Below are 15,778 nucleotides of genomic sequence, written 5' to 3' on the forward strand. Positions count from 1 at the left end.
ACTTATCGTTTAAATCGCTTCGTAACTTTCTTAATATTCGCGCTTTTCGCTTTTGCCTTCGCCTTATAAATCAGTACGAAGAAGAACGGCACTAAAAGAATACCTACCGTTACAGCCAGAATCATTCCGAAGAATACACCTGTACCAATAGCCTGACGGCTTGCAGAACCCGGTCCACTGGCAATCACCATCGGCAGCATACCAAGGATAAATGCCAAAGATGTCATCAAGATAGGACGGAAACGCAACTGTGATGCATGCAAAGCTGCTTTAACTACATTCGCACCACGATCTACCTGTTCCTTAGCAAATTCTACAATCAAGATTGCATTCTTTGCCGCCAGTCCGACCAACATAACCAGCCCGATCTGGAAGTAGACGTCATTCTCCAAACCGCAAGCCCATACTCCGAGATAAGCTCCCAATGCAGCAATCGGCAATGAAAGTAATACCGCAATCGGTACTGTCCAACTCTCGTAAAGGGCAGCCAGGAAGAGGAATACAAACAGGAATACCAGTGCCAACACCATTGCCGTCTGTCCGCCGGCCTGCTTCTCCTGATATGAAAGTCCGCTCCATTCCACACCTATGTTCTCCGGCAAATGCTCACGGGCAATCTGCTCAATAATCTCCATTGCCTGACCGGAACTATAGCCGTCGGCTGCTCCACCACGGATCACAGCACTGTTGAACATATTGAAACGCTTGATACTACCCGGCCCCGTGGTATATGAGGTAGTTCCGAGGGAAGTTAGCGGTATCATCACATTATCCGCCCCACGTACAAAGAACAGGTTGATATTTTCCTTATGTTCCCTGTAAGGTGCTTCTGCCTGGATATATACACGATAGATACGGTTAAACATATTGAAGTCGTTTACATATACCGAACCAGTATAAGCTTTCATGGTTGAAAATACATCCGCCAGCGGCACACCTGCCAGTTTCACCTTATCACGGTCTACATCGAAATAGAGCTGCGGAATATCTGCCTGCAAAGATGATGATAACCCGGATAATTCCTTACGTTGTGAAGCGTAATACATCAACGTGTCTGTCGCTTGTACCAGGTTATCAAAAGTAGCGTCTCCACGTGCTTCGAGTTGCATTTCGAAACCACCCGAACTTCCCAGTCCCGGGATAACCGGCGGTGTGGAAAGATATACCTTACACTCGGGATACTCCTGCAAATCCTTTTTCACCTGAGCCATTACCTCATCGATAGTCTGTCCGTCACGTGCACCCCACGGTTTCAGAATAACAGTCAATTCACTGCGTGCCTGGCTGCTACCCACACGGGGGCTACTACCTACTACACTCTGAACATACTCTACAGCCGGATTCAGCATCAGATATTCTACAGCACGTTCCGATACGATTCGCGTACGCTCCAGTGTCGCACCTTCAGGCAATTCCAATTCCACTTTAAAGTATCCTTGATCTTCTACAGGCAAAAAGCTGGTCGGTATCAGGCGGTTTATCAACAAAATAGCTACCAGTATCACACCAAATGCACTCAATACCCTGCGGGGATTACCTATCACACGTGAAATCTGGCGAACATACTTACGGTTGCCCGTATTCAGTGCGTAGTTGATATAGCGGAATACAATATTCTTCCGTTTATGAGATTCCGGTTTCAATATCAATGAACACATCACCGGACTCAGAGTCAGCGCAACAACTGTAGAAAGCAATACGGAAACCACAATTGTCACCGTAAACTGACGATAAAGCTGCCCTGTGATACCACCGAGGAAACTAACCGGTACAAACACAGCTGCCAATACCAGAGACGTAGCAATAATCGCTCCCGTCAATCCTTCCATCGCTTTCTTTGTAGCCTCGTAAGGTGGCAGTTTCTCTTCGTGCATGATGCGCTCCACATTCTCTACCACCACAATGGCATCATCCACCACAATACCAATGGCAAGTACTAATCCAAGTAAGGTAAGTATATTGAGAGAGAAACCGAATATCAGCATGAAACCAAACGTACCAATCAGAGAGATAGGTACCGCCACAATCGGAATAAGGGTAGCACGCCAACTTTGCAATGATAAGAATACTACGATAATCACCAGTATCAATGCTTCAAACAAAGTCTTGTATACTTCGTGAATAGACTCTGAAATGTAAGTAGTCATATCAAATGGAATCTCGTAACTCAATCCGTCAGGAAAGTTATTACTGATTTCATCCATTGCCTTTTTCACATTCTCCGCCACTTCCATAGCATTGGCGCCCGGAAGCATATAGATACCTAACACAGCCGCATTCTCACCATTGATACTACTCTCCGTATTGTACGAAGAAGCCTCCAATGAGATACGTGCCACGTCACGCAAACGGATAATGGAACCATCCGCATTAGCGCGAATTACGATTTCCTCAAACTGTCCTACTGTAGAGAGACGTCCCTGCGTTGTAATAGGAATGGTAATATCCAGTCCTGCCACAGGTTGTTGTCCCAATACACCGGCTGCTGATTCACGATTCTGATCTTTCAGAGCGTTCTGCAAATCGGCTACGGTCAGTCCAAAGTTTGCCAACTTATCTGGTTGCACCCAAATCTGCATAGCATAGTAACGGCTACCAATATTCGACACACGACCTACACCGGGAATACGGCGAAGTAAATCGAGCACATTCAATGTAGCAAAGTTACTCAGATAAATTTCATCAAACTTCGGATCAGAAGACCTCAGACAGATAGTCATTAACTGGCTGGCTGCCTGTTTTTCTACGGATATACCGTTTTGTACCACCTCTGCCGGAAGACGGGATTCCGCCAACTTCAAGCGGTTTTGTATTTCAACCGCTGCCAAGTCAGGATCAGCAGAAATATCAAATGTAACTGTAGCTGAGAAACCACCGGAGTTTGAGCTATTGGACTCCATGTAGAGCATTCCCGGCGTTCCGTTCAACTCTTGCTCAATAGGTGTAGCTACCGCTTGGGATACCGTCAGCGCACTGGCACCGGGATACGAAGCACTAATCTTCACCACCGGCGGTGTAATCTGCGGATATTGGTCAATGGGAAGCATCGTCAGTCCGATGATACCCACAATGACAATCAGTATAGAGATGACAGCCGAAAAGACCGGTCTGTCTATAAAGAAACTTACTTTCATACGCTCTCCCCTCCCTCTTCATCTTCTTTCTTCAACAGGGCATTGTTAACTTTAACTTTCATCCCCGGACTCAGTTTATGGTATCCTTCTACCACTATTGTTTCACCCGGCACCAAACCTCTCTCCACCACTACTTGATTCTGGAACTCCGGTCCTAACTCTATAAAACGACGTTCTACAGTAGAATCACGACGCATAACAAATACATAGGCACCACCTTTTTCTATAATAACAGACTTCAGGGGAACCACTGTTGCATTCTCCCGCACATCCAGCAATAGCTTCACTTTAGTAAACTGGCCCGGAAGTAATACGTGTTTCGGATTAGGCATTTCGGCACGAACAGAGAAAGTACCGGTACGTGGATCAACCTGCGGTTCGGCAAAGTCGACCAAGCCTTTGAAAGGATAGACTGTATTATCGGCAAGTGTAATAGAAATATTCGGCTGCCAGGAACGGGTAGAATCTTTCTGTCCCAGATTTACGTTACGTTCCTTGGTTTTCAGATAGTCTAATGCTGTCATACTGAAATCTACCAGTACCGTATCGCTTTTCACGATATTGGCAAGCAATGACTTGCCGCCCGTACCGACCAATGTACCAAGGTCTACATACCGTTCACTGATGTGTCCGGCCAGCGGAGAGCGAACCACTGTATATCCAAGTTCCAGTTCTGCCTGGTCAAGATCGGCCTGACTCATAGCAACACTAGCCACTGCCGTTTCATAAGCTGCCACCGCGTTATCCAAATCTAATTGACTGGCAGCATTTTGTTCATACAAGGGGCGAATGCGCTCCAGGTCACGTTGTGCTTTTTTAGCTTGTGCTTCATCTTTTTTCAGCTGTGCACGAGCCTTATCCGCCTTAGCGCGATACTGATCCTGATTGATAACAAACAATACTTGATTCTTCGTCACATAAGTACCTTCTTCGAAAAGCATATTTTCCAGATACCCTTCTACACGGGCACGAACTTCCACAAACTGTTGAGCGCGAACACGTCCCACGTATTCACCATAGATTTCGACATCATCTTGTGTCACCGGTTCCACAGCTACTACCGAAAGATCCGGTGCAGGTGCCGGACGATGAGTAATAAACCAGTAAATCGCTACTAACAGTACTATACCAATTGCGGCAATCACTGCCTGTTTTTTCGTTATTCTGAATTCTCTCTTCTTAAAAAACGGTTTCATAAGCTCTCTGTTTATGTTAATGTTAAAAACCCTATAAATAAAAACACAACCGGCATGCCAAAGTTCGATGGCTATACCTTTATTATTCATAGTCAAACCATTAAAGTTTTAACAAAGGATTATGAGAGTGGGGAATTCACTCTACAAGTGGGGAATTATTCCACAAAAAAAGTCCGAACAAGCTGTCCGGACTTCTCTTTTACTTAACTGAAACTTTTTATTCTTCATCATCATCCAATGACTCCGTATATTCCAGTTCTCCTTGAACTACAAACAGGATTTCTTCCGGATCATACTCACCCATCTCATCTTTGTGGGCTTCTTTGATGATGTAATCTACGATTTGCCCCAGGTCGACTTCGATGCATCCATCTTCATCCGGCTTTGCATCCAGGATGCCGCTTTCAGAATAATACTCGTCAATCAAATCGAGAAAATAATAGAATTCATCATCGGAGTACTTCTCTTTTAACTCCTGCGGCAAATAATTCTTGATGTATTCGATGGTTTTTTCGTCATCGAGATCATCCTTTAAGAAATCGTCTTCCAGTCCCATAACAGTTAGTTTTTTAAGGGTTAATACCTTATTATATTATACTCCTATAAGAGCATCTTTTTTATCTTGTCATCAAAAGCTGATTTGCCAGCAGAACCTACCTGCTTGTCAACCAACTCACCGTTTTTAAAGAACAATACGGTAGGAATGTTACGGATACCATATTCAGCAGCCACATCACCATTCTCATCTACATCACACTTACCGATGAGAACTTGTCCTTCATACACTTCTGCCAATTCTTCTATGATAGGACCTACCATCTTACAAGGACCACACCACGGGGCCCAAAAGTCAATCACTACAGGTTTACCTTCTGCAAGGATTTCCTTATAGTTGCTGTCTGTAATTTCTAAAGCCATTGCGTTAATGATTAATTATTTAATGTTTAATGATTACTGTCAAATTATTTACGGAAGCAAAGATAACTAATTTATCCGGAATTCCAGTTCGGGGCGATCATTTAAATAAGAGATTAACTCACGTCCTACTGAAAGCTTCACAGGTCGGGAAATCATGTCTACTACCGTCTTACTATCAGGATCACTCACCTTAAAATAGAGTTCCGTTGTACCCGGATTCCCTTTCATTAGTGCAGCAAGCTCCGTAACCAAAGCCTGGTTCAACACAGAAAGCGGTATCAGGATAGTAATTTTAGAAATCAGTTTCTCTTTCACATCCGGAAGCAATTCCATAGAAGTAATCTTAACTTCCAACTCATCCTGCTTCCACTGTTTAGGTTGGCAACGAGCCTTAATGAAAAGGAAGGTACGTTCACCCAAATATCCCTGATAGGTTACCCAGTCATTACCAAAGAACGGAAGTTCAGCCGAACCGGAATAGTCTTCAATCTTCGCAATGCCATAAGGATTACCATTTTTACTGATTCCCCGACGCACAGAAGTCACAATGCCTCCCATCGTTATCTCTCGTCCGGCAAGTGCCGTTTTATCCTCCAACTCAGCCATACGCGTATTACATACGTGCTGCAATACTACGGAATATTCATCCAGCGGATGGGCAGATAGATAAATACCTACCAGATCACGTTCTTTATTCAACCGGTCCAGATCACTCCAGCGTTCAGCTTCAGGTATTTCGGGAGTGGCAATGTCCACTACATTATCTCCACCAAACAACGAGTTGGCAGCCGCCGCCTGGTCTGCCTGATAACGGTTACCATAACGTACCAAAGTTTCCAGAAAAACCTCATTTTTGGAATTCACGGCAAAGTATTGTTCACGTCTCAATTCCGGGAATTCATCAAAACCACCTGCCAAAGCCAAGCATTCCAGATTCTTCTTATTACAAGCTGTCAGGTTGACGCGTTGCACAAAGTCGAATATACCTTTGAAAGGGCCATTCTTCGCACGCTCTTCCATGATATTCAACACGGCACCTTCACCCACACCTTTCACTGCACCAAGGCCGAAACGGATATTTCCTTCCGGGTTAACAGTAAACTTCAGATTACTCTCATTCACATCCGGGCCAAGAACCTTGATGCCCATCGATTTACATTCATCCATCAATTTGGTGATGTCAGTAATGTTCGACAAGCTTCGGCTCATCACAGCTGCCATATATTCTGCCGGATAGTTCGCTTTCAGATACGCGGTCTGATAAGCTACCCATGAATAGCAAGTGGCATGAGATTTATTGAAAGCGTATGATGCAAACTTCTCCCAGTCTCCCCAAATTTTTTCAAGCACCTTCGGATCATGCCCATTCTTACGTCCGCCCTCGACAAATTTAGGTTTCATATGATCCAGTTTGTCACGCAGCTTCTTACCCATCGCTTTACGCAGGGCATCGGACTCACCGCGGGTAAAGTCCGCCAACAAACGTGACAAAAGCATCACCTGTTCCTGATACACCGTAATACCATATGTATCCTTCAGATACTTCTCCATGACAGGAATATCATACTCAATCGGCTTCCGTCCATGTTTACGGTCGATAAAGTCCGGAATATAATCCATAGGTCCCGGACGATAGAGGGCATTCATCGCAATCAAATCTTCGAAAGTAGATGGCTGCAACTCACGCAAATATTTCTGCATACCTGCAGATTCAAACTGGAATGTACCGATAGTACGCCCGTCACTATATAATTTATAAGTAGCAGGGTCGTCAATAGGCACCTTATCTATATTCAACGCCAGTCCACGATGCAAGCGCACATTTTCCACGGCCTCCTTGATGATTGATAATGTTTTCAATCCCAGAAAGTCCATCTTGATCAAACCTGTATCTTCAATAACCGAACCTTCATATTGGGTAACAAGCATCTTCTCACCCGTTTCCTTATCATCGGCAGTGCTTACAGGTACCCAGTCAGTAATGTCATCACGGCAGATAATCGTACCACAGGCATGCACTCCCGTACCACGCACATTGCCTTCCAGCATCTTGGCATATTTCAGCGTATCGCGCACCAAAGGATCGGAAGAAGCTTCTGCTGCTTGCAGTTCAGGAACATAATCAATGGCATTCCGTAGATTCAACTTCTTATCAGGTATTTTATCAGGAACCAATTTAGCTAGACGGTCAGACTCAGAAAGAGGAAGTTTCTGCACACGGGCAACGTCTTTAATAGCAAGTTTGGTAGCCATTGTACCATAGGTAATGATATGCGCTACTTTTTCCTGACCATACTTTTGCGTCACCCAACGAAGCACTTCTCCACGTCCGTCATCATCAAAGTCGATATCGATATCAGGCAATGATATACGGTCGGGATTCAGGAAACGCTCAAACAGCAAGTCATATTTAATGGGGTCGATTTTCGTAATCTGCAAACAATATGCTACCGCTGAACCGGCCGCCGATCCACGACCCGGACCTATCGAAACTCCCATATTACGCCCGGCAGCAATGAAGTCCTGTACAATGAGGAAGTACCCCGGAAAACCCATTGTCTTCATAATATGAAGTTCAAACTTCAAACGCTCCATCACTTCCTCAGACAGAGGATCTCCATAAAATATCTTAGCACCATCAAAAGTCAATTTAGCCAGATAATCCGCTTCCAGTTTGATACGATATAATTTTTCATATCCGCCCAGACGTTTGATTTTCGCTTTGGCATCCTCCTCACTCAACACCACATTACCATTTTCATCCTGAGTGAATTCATCAAATAAGTCCTTCTCGGTATATTTCTGCCGATACCCTTCTTCTGTTCCAAAGTCTTCGGGAATAGCAAAAGTAGGCATGATAGGTGCATGGTCAATGGAATAGTATTCTACTTTATCCAGAATTTCAAGAGTATTGGACAAAGCCTCAGGAACATCAGCAAAGAGCTCGTTCATCTCTGCCTTCGTCTTCATCCATTCCTGCTTGGTATAAAGCATACGATTCGGATCATCCAGATCTTTACCGGTACTCAAACAAATCAGCCGGTCATGCGCCTCAGCATGTTCCTCATTCACGAAATGAACGTCATTGGAACAAATGAGTTTAATATTATATTTTTTTGCAAACTCTATTAATTTGGCATTCGCCTTCTGCTGCAACGGATAAGCTTCATGATTGGCACGCGGTATAGTAGCCCGATGCCGTTGTAACTCCAGATAATAATCTTCACCGAAAAGATTTTTATACCAGCGTATGGCTTCTTCCGCATCTTCCAGCTGGTCATTGATAATCTTCTTAGGCACTTCACCACCAATACAAGCCGAACATACGATCAAACCTTCGTGATACTTCTCCAACTCATTACGGTCAGTACGCGGACGCATATAATAACCTTGGGTCCAAGCCCTGGATACCAGCTTAATCAGATTATGATAGCCTTTCTCGTTTTTCGCCAATACAATTAAGTGCCAACCGCTTTGGTCGGGCTTACCTTCTTTTTTATCCATGGTACGGCGAGCCACATACATCTCACAACCAATGATTGGTTTGAACAGCTTATTTTCAGCTTCCGCAATCTTCGCACGACAGTCAGCAAGTTCCGCTTCCTTATCATCGCAAGCAATCTCGCCGCTTTCAATGCCGGCCATCCGTTTTTTAAGATCTTTGATCTCACCCTTCGGTCCGCTATTCTTTTTGTTAACGTAGTTAGTGAATTCCTTAATGCCGAACATATTCCCGTGGTCAGTCACGGCTATTCCCTTCATTCCATCTTTCATAGCCTTGTCCACCAACGCACTTACGCTGGCCTGACCATCGAGTAAGGAATACTGGGTATGAACGTGCAAATGAACAAAATCCTGCATAAATATCTCCTTTCAATTAAGAGCATAAAAGTACAACCTATATAAGACCTAACAAAAATATTTCCCTAAAAGTTATCAACAGATGCATTTCTCCCTCCAAATGCTTGTTAGATTTTCAAAATAAGCCTATTTTTGCCGATAATTTGTATTCAAGAGAATAAAACAACTTAGATGAGTCGACTAAAAAAGCTAAAAAAGATACGAATTCACCGCGAAGGGACACATACACTGGCCGGTAGCTTACTATTGCTATTGGTTGTCAATTCAGCACTTTATTTTGGGCTGGAATGCAAATTACCGTTCTATATCGTAGCTGTGGTCAGTATCGTCCTGTATGGAATGCTGGTGAATTTCTTCCGATGCCCTATCCGCCTATTTGGCCAGGAAGACACCGAAAAGATTGTGGTGGCACCTGCCGATGGCAAAATAGTAGTCATAGAAGAAGTAGATGAAAACGAATACTTCCACGACCGCCGTCTTATGATTTCTATTTTTATGAGTGTCATCAATGTACATGCCAACTGGTATCCGGTAGACGGAACCGTAAAGAAAGTGGCACACCATAATGGTAAGTTCATGAAAGCTTGGCTGCCGAAAGCCAGTACCGACAACGAACGCTCTACAGTGGTGATTGAAACTCCCGAAGGTGTAGAAGTAATGGCTCGGCAGATTGCCGGAGCTATGGCACGACGTATCGTCACTTATGCCGAACCCGGCGAAGACTGTTATATCGATGAACACATGGGCTTTATCAAGTTCGGGTCTCGTGTAGATGTTTATCTCCCATTGGGCACAGAAGTGTTCGTGAAAATGGGACAAACCACCACAGGAAACCAGACCGTGATAGCCAAATTAAAATAACTAAACAATGGCTAACCGTATTACTCGCCATATCCCCAATACACTGACATGCCTGAATCTGTTCTCCGGCTGTATTGCATGTGTTATGGCATTTGAGTTCAAGTATGACTGGGCTCTGACTTTTATCATTATCAGTGCTGTGTTCGACTTCCTCGATGGAATGTCGGCGCGGGTATTGCATGCCCCTTCTCCCATTGGAAAAGAATTGGACTCCCTGGCAGACGATATCAGTTTCGGATTAGTACCTTCAGTTATCATATTCTCCTTATTGCGTGAGATGACTTATCCCGATTGGATGAGCAGCTTTCAGGAATATGTTCCCTATTTTGCTTTTCTCATTGCCATATTTTCAGCACTGCGTCTGGCAAAATTCAATATTGACGAACGCCAAACCAGCTCATTCATCGGACTAAATACACCAGCCAACACATTGTTTTGGGCGGCAGCCGCTGCGCAATACCATGACTGGCTGATACAAGGTGGGGTAGTTCTGTATGGATTACTAGTCTGTATTGTACTATTCTCCCTGCTGCTGGTTTCCGAGTTTCCAATGTTTGCTTTCAAATTAAAGAACCTCTCTTGGGAAGAAAATAAAATCCGTTATTTATTTTTGATAGTCAGTATTCCTCTACTTATTTTCGTAGGACTTGCTGCTGTCATAGGCTGGTACATCATTCTATGCTGGTTTGTTAGAAAGAGACTCTAAACAAATCTTTTGGCACAGTTGTTGTACTATCGTTCGTAAGACGAACAATATATAAAACGATTAGCCCATGTTTCATATCTTAGGATTTCTATTTGTCATCATAGTCGTTATTCTGGTCATCGGACTCAGTATCATCGGCACCGTTCTCCGGACTATCTTCGGACTGGGAGGAAAGCGTCGTTCTTCCTCCGGCAGTTATCAATCTGGTCAAGGTTATTCTTACTCAGGCGGTCAACAACCAAACTCTTCTTCACAAACCGATGAAGGAACCACTTCTGAAGGAAATAATATTCATAGAAAACACAAAAAACTCTTCTCTAAAGATGAAGGAGAGTATGTGGATTTTGAAGAAATTAAAGAATAATCAGACACGCCGTTTTGCAGCAAAGAAATCTTTCATTAAGGCAGCACAATCATCAGCAAGAATCCCTTTCACAACCACCGTTTTCGGATGTAACGCCTGTGGTGCATAACGCTGATATCCGCGCTTTTCATCTTCAGCACCAAACACAAGCCGCCCCATCTGCGCCCAGGCTATGGCACCGGCACACATGACACAAGGTTCAACCGTAACATAAAGAGTACATTCATTCAGATATTTTCCACCAAGGGTAGAAGCAGCAGCAGTAATTGCTTGCATTTCAGCATGAGCTGTCACGTCTGTCAATGTTTCTGTCAGGTTATGGGCACGTGCTATAATACGCTCTTTGCAAACAACAATCGCACCAACAGGCACCTCTCCTCTTTCTGCTGCCTTACGTGCTTCTACAAGCGCTTGCTTCATATAAAAGTTATCGTCCACCACCCTTTTACCTTTAATTTTTAATTCTCAATTTATCTTCGCATATCATGTTCTCCAAAAAGAGTCGGATAGTCCTCTTCCATATTTTTATGGATAAACATGAGAATAGTCTCCCGAAGCCAGCGTGATTTATTCGTTATCTTATACTTCTCCAGATAACGGTCTACAATCCGCAGCTCTTCTTCGCTCATCAGACATACGATGCGCTGTTCACGTTTCGGCTCTTCGGGTGTTGCTTTCGCACACGTTTTATCTCTCTTTCTCATATTTACTGCAAAATTAGTTTTACTTCTGTAAATACAAAGCAGAAAAAACGTATTTTTGCATAGAAACAGCTAAAATAGGGATAAATACAGGTATGGCAGCACACAATACCCTTGGAAAAGACGGAGAAGACGCCGCAGTAGCGTATCTGGAACGCAACGGATATATCATTCGCCACCGTAATTGGCGCAAAAACCATCTGGAACTGGACATTGTGGCAGTCAAAGATGAATTGTTGATTGTAGTGGAAGTGAAGACACGAAGCAATACGGAATACATCGAACCGCAAGATGCCGTTAATTGGCAGAAAATACGCCACATTGTAGTGGCTGCCGATGCATATATCAAGCATTTCAGTATAGACATTCCTGTTCGTTTTGATATTATCACCGCGGTCGGCGAAGCTGGAGCATTTGAAATAGAACATATTAAGGATGCATTTTATCCGCCAATGTTCTGAATTATAAATTGCAGTAAAATGAATATAAACGAACTCATAGCCCAACCGGAAGGACGACGTCTGGAATTCAAAGGCGAACTTCCTACAAATGTCGGTGATAATGTCGGTGATGTCAGCAATATTGATAACAATATCAGCTATAATGAATTGAAAATCACACAACTGATCTTGCATAATCCGAATATTACAACCAAGGAAATAGCTGAAACCTTAGGGATTAGCACACGCCAGTGTGAACGCATTATCGCAAAACTTAGACAATCCGGAAAATTATTACGCAAAGGTTCTGCAAGAACCGGTTACTGGGAGATTAATAACTATTAAAAATATCTGGAAATTATTATGGATATAGAAACTGCCCGCGAATACTGCCTAGCCAAGAAAGCAGTCACAGAATGCCTTCCATTCGATGAGTATTCACTCGTGATGAAAGTTATGGATAAAATGTTCGTATTGATTGACCTAGAATACTCCAACAAGATTTGTATGAAGTGCGATCCTGAGTATGCCATAGAGTTGCGCGAACGTTACTCAGCCATCGAAGGCGCCTATCATTTTAATAAGAAATACTGGAATCAGGTTTTCCTCAACGGTGATGCAGACGATAAGTTGATAAAAAGTCTCATTGATCATGCTTATGAGGAAGTCTTAAAGAAGTTCACCAAAAAAATGCGTACCGAATATGAAGCCTTACCCTGACATGAATAAAGAGTCCAACGAGCATCTCCCCTCTGCGAAATTTCCTGTTCCCCTGCTCGTATTAATGGAAACAGACTCCACCAATCGGCATTTAACACAACTTTGCGATGAACAAGGAACCGATATTCCGGAATTTATGACAGTAATTGCTGAACGCCAGACCGCCGGAAAAGGGCAACGTGGCAACAGTTGGGAATCGGAAGATTGCAAGAACATTACATTCAGCTTCGTACTTTATCCTACCTTCATTGAGGCACGTCAACAATTTATCCTTTCTCAGATCATCTCTCTCTCCATCAAAGAAGAATTAGATGAATGGGCAGAAGGTATCTCCATAAAATGGCCGAATGACATTTATTGGAATGAGAAAAAGATTTGCGGCATACTGATAGAGAATGATCTCTCAGGACATCATATCGGACGCAGCATTTCCGGTATCGGAGTGAACATCAATCAGGAAGTCTTCCGAAGCGATGCCCCCAACCCGGTATCCCTAAAACAGATTACAGGAGAAGATCATGATCGATATCTGATACTTGCCAATATTATGAAACGGATAAAAGAGTACTATACCCTTTTACGAACAGACTGTTCAGGTAAAACAGCAGACTTGATTAACACCCGTTATGCTCATTCCCTATTCCGTCGGAATGGCTTTCACCGCTATGCAGATGCGGACGGCGAATTTCTTGCCTGCTTACTACGCGTAGAACCGGACGGGCGATTTATTCTTGAAGACCAAGAAGGAAAAGAGCGCGGATATTTGTTTAAGGAAGTACAATACATTCTTTAAATTCAGGTAGGGCTTCTTGAACTCAGAGGCTACATAGAGTTTATGTTCACTTTTACCTGCACGCTTGCACTAAGCGTGATAAACAACTGATAAACAGCCCAAATTCAGTGGTGGCAGCAACATTTAGTCAAGTGCAAGCAAATTTGCTTGCACCTTTGTATTATCATCAATTCCTGCTTCTGCTTCCCGAAATGCTTAAGAACTTTCATATTCCCCCTAATATTTATCAGACTGACAACCAACGTTTTCGCATAAAGGAAGCACTGTAAATGATTGACCACAACTGTGGTTCACCAGCTTCACGTTTATGAAGCACTTGCTCTACGATTGTGAACCAAGTTAACCACTACTGTAGTCATAGCAAAATAAGCATTGCTTTAGCAAGAAACATACATACTTTTAGTAACAAGCATACATTGTTTCGAGAAAGAACAATAAGGGAAAACATATTGCCTCATGGCCACAATTTCCCCCACCTGATACAAATAATTCAGACTAAAAAAGAGATATTTGAATGAATTCGGGTACTTGATTTCTACTTCTAATTTCTTATTTTATCCAAAGTATTACCTGCCTTACCCTTTACTAGTAACCCCGCATCGTTCATACGGTTCGGTTGGTTCCGTTGTTTATGAGTTGTAGCTTTGACCGTATATTTTTCCTGCTGTCCGACAAATTCTTTGCTAAAATCATCCGCCATATAATTAATCTTTGTAACTTTAGCCATTGAGAACATAGTGATAATCGTTTAAATGTCATATTCAGCACTACAAATTTAAGACTTTCATCGCTATATCCTTAGTATTCAAAAGAATAGCTTAATGTTTATATCAAACTCACGTTAAAACCAGTTCGAAAGATTAAACATAGCCAACCTTTAATACCAATTATATGAAGAAACTATTACTCTTCCTTATTATGCCATTTTTTACTGCATGCACACCTTCTGCACCAAAAATGCAAACTGTATATGAGATAAATATAGATTCCATATCGGAAGCACTACCTGAATTAGCTCAAATAAAATATGTTCCATTAGAAACAACCGATAGTTCATTGATAGGTAATATAGACAAGATATTGTATCAAAATAACAAATACTATATATTGGACAAAGTTGAAAAAAAGATACTAGTTTTTGATAGAAAGGGAAAAGCCATGCAAATTATCCATAAAGTGGGTCAAGGTCCTGGTGAATATCTTGAACCATCTGACATAGATATTGACAAGGAAGGTAATATTTACGTATACGACTGGGCTACCCAAAGTATAATAACATACAAAAATGGGAAACCGGAAAATTATGAAATATTAAAGATCGGACAATATTTCCTGGATTTTGCTATGACAGATAAATACATTTTTCTAAGCAATATACTGCAAGAGAATAGTTTCAAAATAAGTTTAGCACTCTGGGATAAAAAAAAGAATGAGATGAGAATTCTGAAAAACAATGAGCGCATTGAAGGCAACAAGCTGGCCTATAGAGCAAACCATTACTTCTATCGTTCAGCAAATATCGTAACTTATTATGAACGATTTTACCCATATATCTATCAGATAGACAATGACTCTATAAAATACTTCACAAACTTACTTACAAAGAAAATCCCGACAAAAGATGAAGTGGAACAATGGAGCCAAGGTACACCTAGTGAGCAATTTATGAAATCCATGCAATATGTAGGTGATATATCCGCATGTTATGAAACAGAGAAATACATATTTATAACAATCCAAGGCATGCCTCCCGGATATGGAATAATCAATAAAGAAAACAATCAAACGTATTATATGCCTACTCATAAATACAAAAACATGCCTAATGGTGGTGCCATTGCCACTACCGGAAAAGAATTCATCTCATATATGATACCGACAGAAGATAATATCCAACAGATTTTATCATCTGTCACAGATACCGAAAAGCAGTTACAAATAAAGAGTCTGGACGAAGAAAGCAATCCAATATTAGTTTTATTCAGCTATAAATAGAGGAAATAAGTTTATAAGAAATTATAGTCTCATATTATTAATATTATGTAATGCATTACTTTTTTTATTAAATAAAGAAAGCGAAATCA

General features: G+C 42.2%; 16 protein-coding genes. 8 read left to right on the forward strand and 8 right to left on the reverse strand.

Annotation, left to right across the window (positions count from 1 at the left end; all coding sequences use genetic code 11):
- Window positions 1–2: 2 nt before the first annotated feature.
- The 5 genes from DW182_RS19300 to dnaE all read right to left on the reverse strand — a co-directional run bounded on the left by DW182_RS19300 (window position 3) and on the right by dnaE (window position 9,109).
- Window positions 3–3,134, reverse strand: coding sequence for an efflux RND transporter permease subunit (locus DW182_RS19300; protein ID WP_115501958.1), 3,132 nt, complete (start codon window positions 3,132–3,134; stop codon window positions 3–5).
- A complete protein-coding gene (locus DW182_RS19305) occupies window positions 3,131–4,330 on the reverse strand; it encodes an efflux RND transporter periplasmic adaptor subunit (RefSeq protein ID WP_115502307.1) in 1,200 nt (399 codons plus the stop codon). Before DW182_RS19305 ends, DW182_RS19300 begins: the two co-directional genes overlap by 4 nt.
- 217 nt (window positions 4,331–4,547) lie before the next feature.
- The gene (locus DW182_RS19310) at window positions 4,548–4,886 is read right to left on the reverse strand and encodes a hypothetical protein (RefSeq protein WP_007667246.1); all 339 of its coding nucleotides are present in this window, start codon (window positions 4,884–4,886) and stop codon (window positions 4,548–4,550) included.
- A 44-nt stretch (window positions 4,887–4,930) separates the two neighbouring features.
- Window positions 4,931–5,248, reverse strand: a complete 318-nt coding sequence (gene trxA, locus DW182_RS19315; protein ID WP_007667249.1) for a thioredoxin — start codon at window positions 5,246–5,248, stop codon at window positions 4,931–4,933.
- Window positions 5,249–5,314: 66 nt separating this feature from the next.
- Complete coding sequence (dnaE, locus tag DW182_RS19320; protein WP_118296517.1) at window positions 5,315–9,109, reverse strand: DNA polymerase III subunit alpha; 3,795 nt, start codon at window positions 9,107–9,109, stop codon at window positions 5,315–5,317.
- Window positions 9,110–9,280: 171 nt separating this feature from the next.
- Between dnaE and DW182_RS19325 the strand changes: the two genes are divergently transcribed.
- From DW182_RS19325 to DW182_RS19335, 3 genes are all read left to right on the forward strand, one after another.
- Window positions 9,281–9,970, forward strand: a complete 690-nt coding sequence (locus DW182_RS19325) for a phosphatidylserine decarboxylase family protein (protein ID WP_007667255.1) — start codon at window positions 9,281–9,283, stop codon at window positions 9,968–9,970.
- A 7-nt stretch (window positions 9,971–9,977) separates the two neighbouring features.
- Window positions 9,978–10,676: a phosphatidylcholine/phosphatidylserine synthase gene (locus tag DW182_RS19330; protein ID WP_167507370.1), complete on the forward strand. Its 699-nt coding sequence runs from the start codon at window positions 9,978–9,980 to the stop codon at window positions 10,674–10,676.
- Between the two features lie 67 nt (window positions 10,677–10,743).
- Window positions 10,744–11,040 (forward strand): DUF4834 family protein, encoded by a 297-nt coding sequence (locus tag DW182_RS19335; protein ID WP_007667261.1) that lies wholly within the window; start codon window positions 10,744–10,746, stop codon window positions 11,038–11,040.
- Here the strand turns inward: DW182_RS19335 and DW182_RS19340 are convergent, their stop codons facing one another.
- Together DW182_RS19340 and DW182_RS19345 are read right to left on the reverse strand one after the other, a co-directional pair.
- Window positions 11,041–11,478: a nucleoside deaminase gene (locus DW182_RS19340; RefSeq protein ID WP_021967088.1), complete on the reverse strand. Its 438-nt coding sequence runs from the start codon at window positions 11,476–11,478 to the stop codon at window positions 11,041–11,043.
- 32 nt (window positions 11,479–11,510) lie between these two features.
- Entirely contained in the window at window positions 11,511–11,744 is a 234-nt protein-coding gene (locus tag DW182_RS19345) for a hypothetical protein (RefSeq protein WP_007212260.1), read from the reverse strand.
- Between the two features lie 92 nt (window positions 11,745–11,836).
- On the opposite strand from DW182_RS19345, the gene DW182_RS19350 reads away from it, so the two are divergent.
- Genes DW182_RS19350 through DW182_RS19365 form a run of 4 tightly spaced genes read left to right on the forward strand, consistent with a single transcriptional unit; the run spans window position 11,837 to window position 13,694 of the window.
- On the forward strand, window positions 11,837–12,202 hold the full coding sequence (locus DW182_RS19350; protein WP_007667278.1) for a YraN family protein: 366 nt from the start codon (window positions 11,837–11,839) through the stop codon (window positions 12,200–12,202).
- 18 nt (window positions 12,203–12,220) lie between these two features.
- Complete coding sequence (locus DW182_RS19355) at window positions 12,221–12,526, forward strand: winged helix-turn-helix transcriptional regulator (RefSeq protein ID WP_007667281.1); 306 nt, start codon at window positions 12,221–12,223, stop codon at window positions 12,524–12,526.
- Window positions 12,527–12,544: 18 nt separating this feature from the next.
- Window positions 12,545–12,901, forward strand: coding sequence for an MmcQ/YjbR family DNA-binding protein (locus tag DW182_RS19360; protein WP_007667283.1), 357 nt, complete (start codon window positions 12,545–12,547; stop codon window positions 12,899–12,901).
- Window positions 12,885–13,694, forward strand: a complete 810-nt coding sequence (locus DW182_RS19365; RefSeq protein ID WP_118296518.1) for a biotin--[acetyl-CoA-carboxylase] ligase — start codon at window positions 12,885–12,887, stop codon at window positions 13,692–13,694. The genes DW182_RS19360 and DW182_RS19365 overlap by 17 nt, the downstream gene beginning before the upstream one ends.
- 541 nt (window positions 13,695–14,235) lie before the next feature.
- Here DW182_RS19365 and DW182_RS19370 read toward each other — a convergent pair.
- The gene (locus tag DW182_RS19370; protein ID WP_007667292.1) at window positions 14,236–14,421 is read right to left on the reverse strand and encodes a hypothetical protein; all 186 of its coding nucleotides are present in this window, start codon (window positions 14,419–14,421) and stop codon (window positions 14,236–14,238) included.
- Between the two features lie 164 nt (window positions 14,422–14,585).
- Between DW182_RS19370 and DW182_RS19375 the strand changes: the two genes are divergently transcribed.
- Window positions 14,586–15,689 (forward strand): 6-bladed beta-propeller, encoded by a 1,104-nt coding sequence (locus tag DW182_RS19375; RefSeq protein ID WP_007667295.1) that lies wholly within the window; start codon window positions 14,586–14,588, stop codon window positions 15,687–15,689.
- Window positions 15,690–15,778: the final 89 nt, after the last annotated feature.

The sequence above is a fragment of the Bacteroides sp. AM16-24 genome, from assembly GCF_003471885.1.
Classification (GTDB): domain Bacteria; phylum Bacteroidota; class Bacteroidia; order Bacteroidales; family Bacteroidaceae; genus Bacteroides.

Bases quoted from the DNA above. Each gene is read 5' to 3' on its own strand.
- DW182_RS19300 (WP_115501958.1), bottom strand. From the start codon at position 3,134: ATGAAAGTAAGTTTCTTTATAGACAGACCGGTCTTTTCGGCTGTCATC.
- DW182_RS19305 (WP_115502307.1), bottom strand. From the start codon at position 4,330: ATGAAACCGTTTTTTAAGAAGAGAGAATTCAGAATAACGAAAAAACAG.
- DW182_RS19310 (WP_007667246.1), bottom strand. From the start codon at position 4,886: ATGGGACTGGAAGACGATTTCTTAAAGGATGATCTCGATGACGAAAAA.
- trxA (WP_007667249.1), bottom strand. From the start codon at position 5,248: ATGGCTTTAGAAATTACAGACAGCAACTATAAGGAAATCCTTGCAGAA.
- dnaE (WP_118296517.1), bottom strand. From the start codon at position 9,109: ATGCAGGATTTTGTTCATTTGCACGTTCATACCCAGTATTCCTTACTC.
- DW182_RS19325 (WP_007667255.1), top strand. From the start codon at position 9,281: ATGAGTCGACTAAAAAAGCTAAAAAAGATACGAATTCACCGCGAAGGG.
- DW182_RS19330 (WP_167507370.1), top strand. From the start codon at position 9,978: ATGGCTAACCGTATTACTCGCCATATCCCCAATACACTGACATGCCTG.
- DW182_RS19335 (WP_007667261.1), top strand. From the start codon at position 10,744: ATGTTTCATATCTTAGGATTTCTATTTGTCATCATAGTCGTTATTCTG.
- DW182_RS19345 (WP_007212260.1), bottom strand. From the start codon at position 11,744: ATGAGAAAGAGAGATAAAACGTGTGCGAAAGCAACACCCGAAGAGCCG.
- DW182_RS19350 (WP_007667278.1), top strand. From the start codon at position 11,837: ATGGCAGCACACAATACCCTTGGAAAAGACGGAGAAGACGCCGCAGTA.
- DW182_RS19355 (WP_007667281.1), top strand. From the start codon at position 12,221: ATGAATATAAACGAACTCATAGCCCAACCGGAAGGACGACGTCTGGAA.
- DW182_RS19360 (WP_007667283.1), top strand. From the start codon at position 12,545: ATGGATATAGAAACTGCCCGCGAATACTGCCTAGCCAAGAAAGCAGTC.
- DW182_RS19365 (WP_118296518.1), top strand. From the start codon at position 12,885: ATGAAGCCTTACCCTGACATGAATAAAGAGTCCAACGAGCATCTCCCC.
- DW182_RS19370 (WP_007667292.1), bottom strand. From the start codon at position 14,421: ATGGCTAAAGTTACAAAGATTAATTATATGGCGGATGATTTTAGCAAA.
- DW182_RS19375 (WP_007667295.1), top strand. From the start codon at position 14,586: ATGAAGAAACTATTACTCTTCCTTATTATGCCATTTTTTACTGCATGC.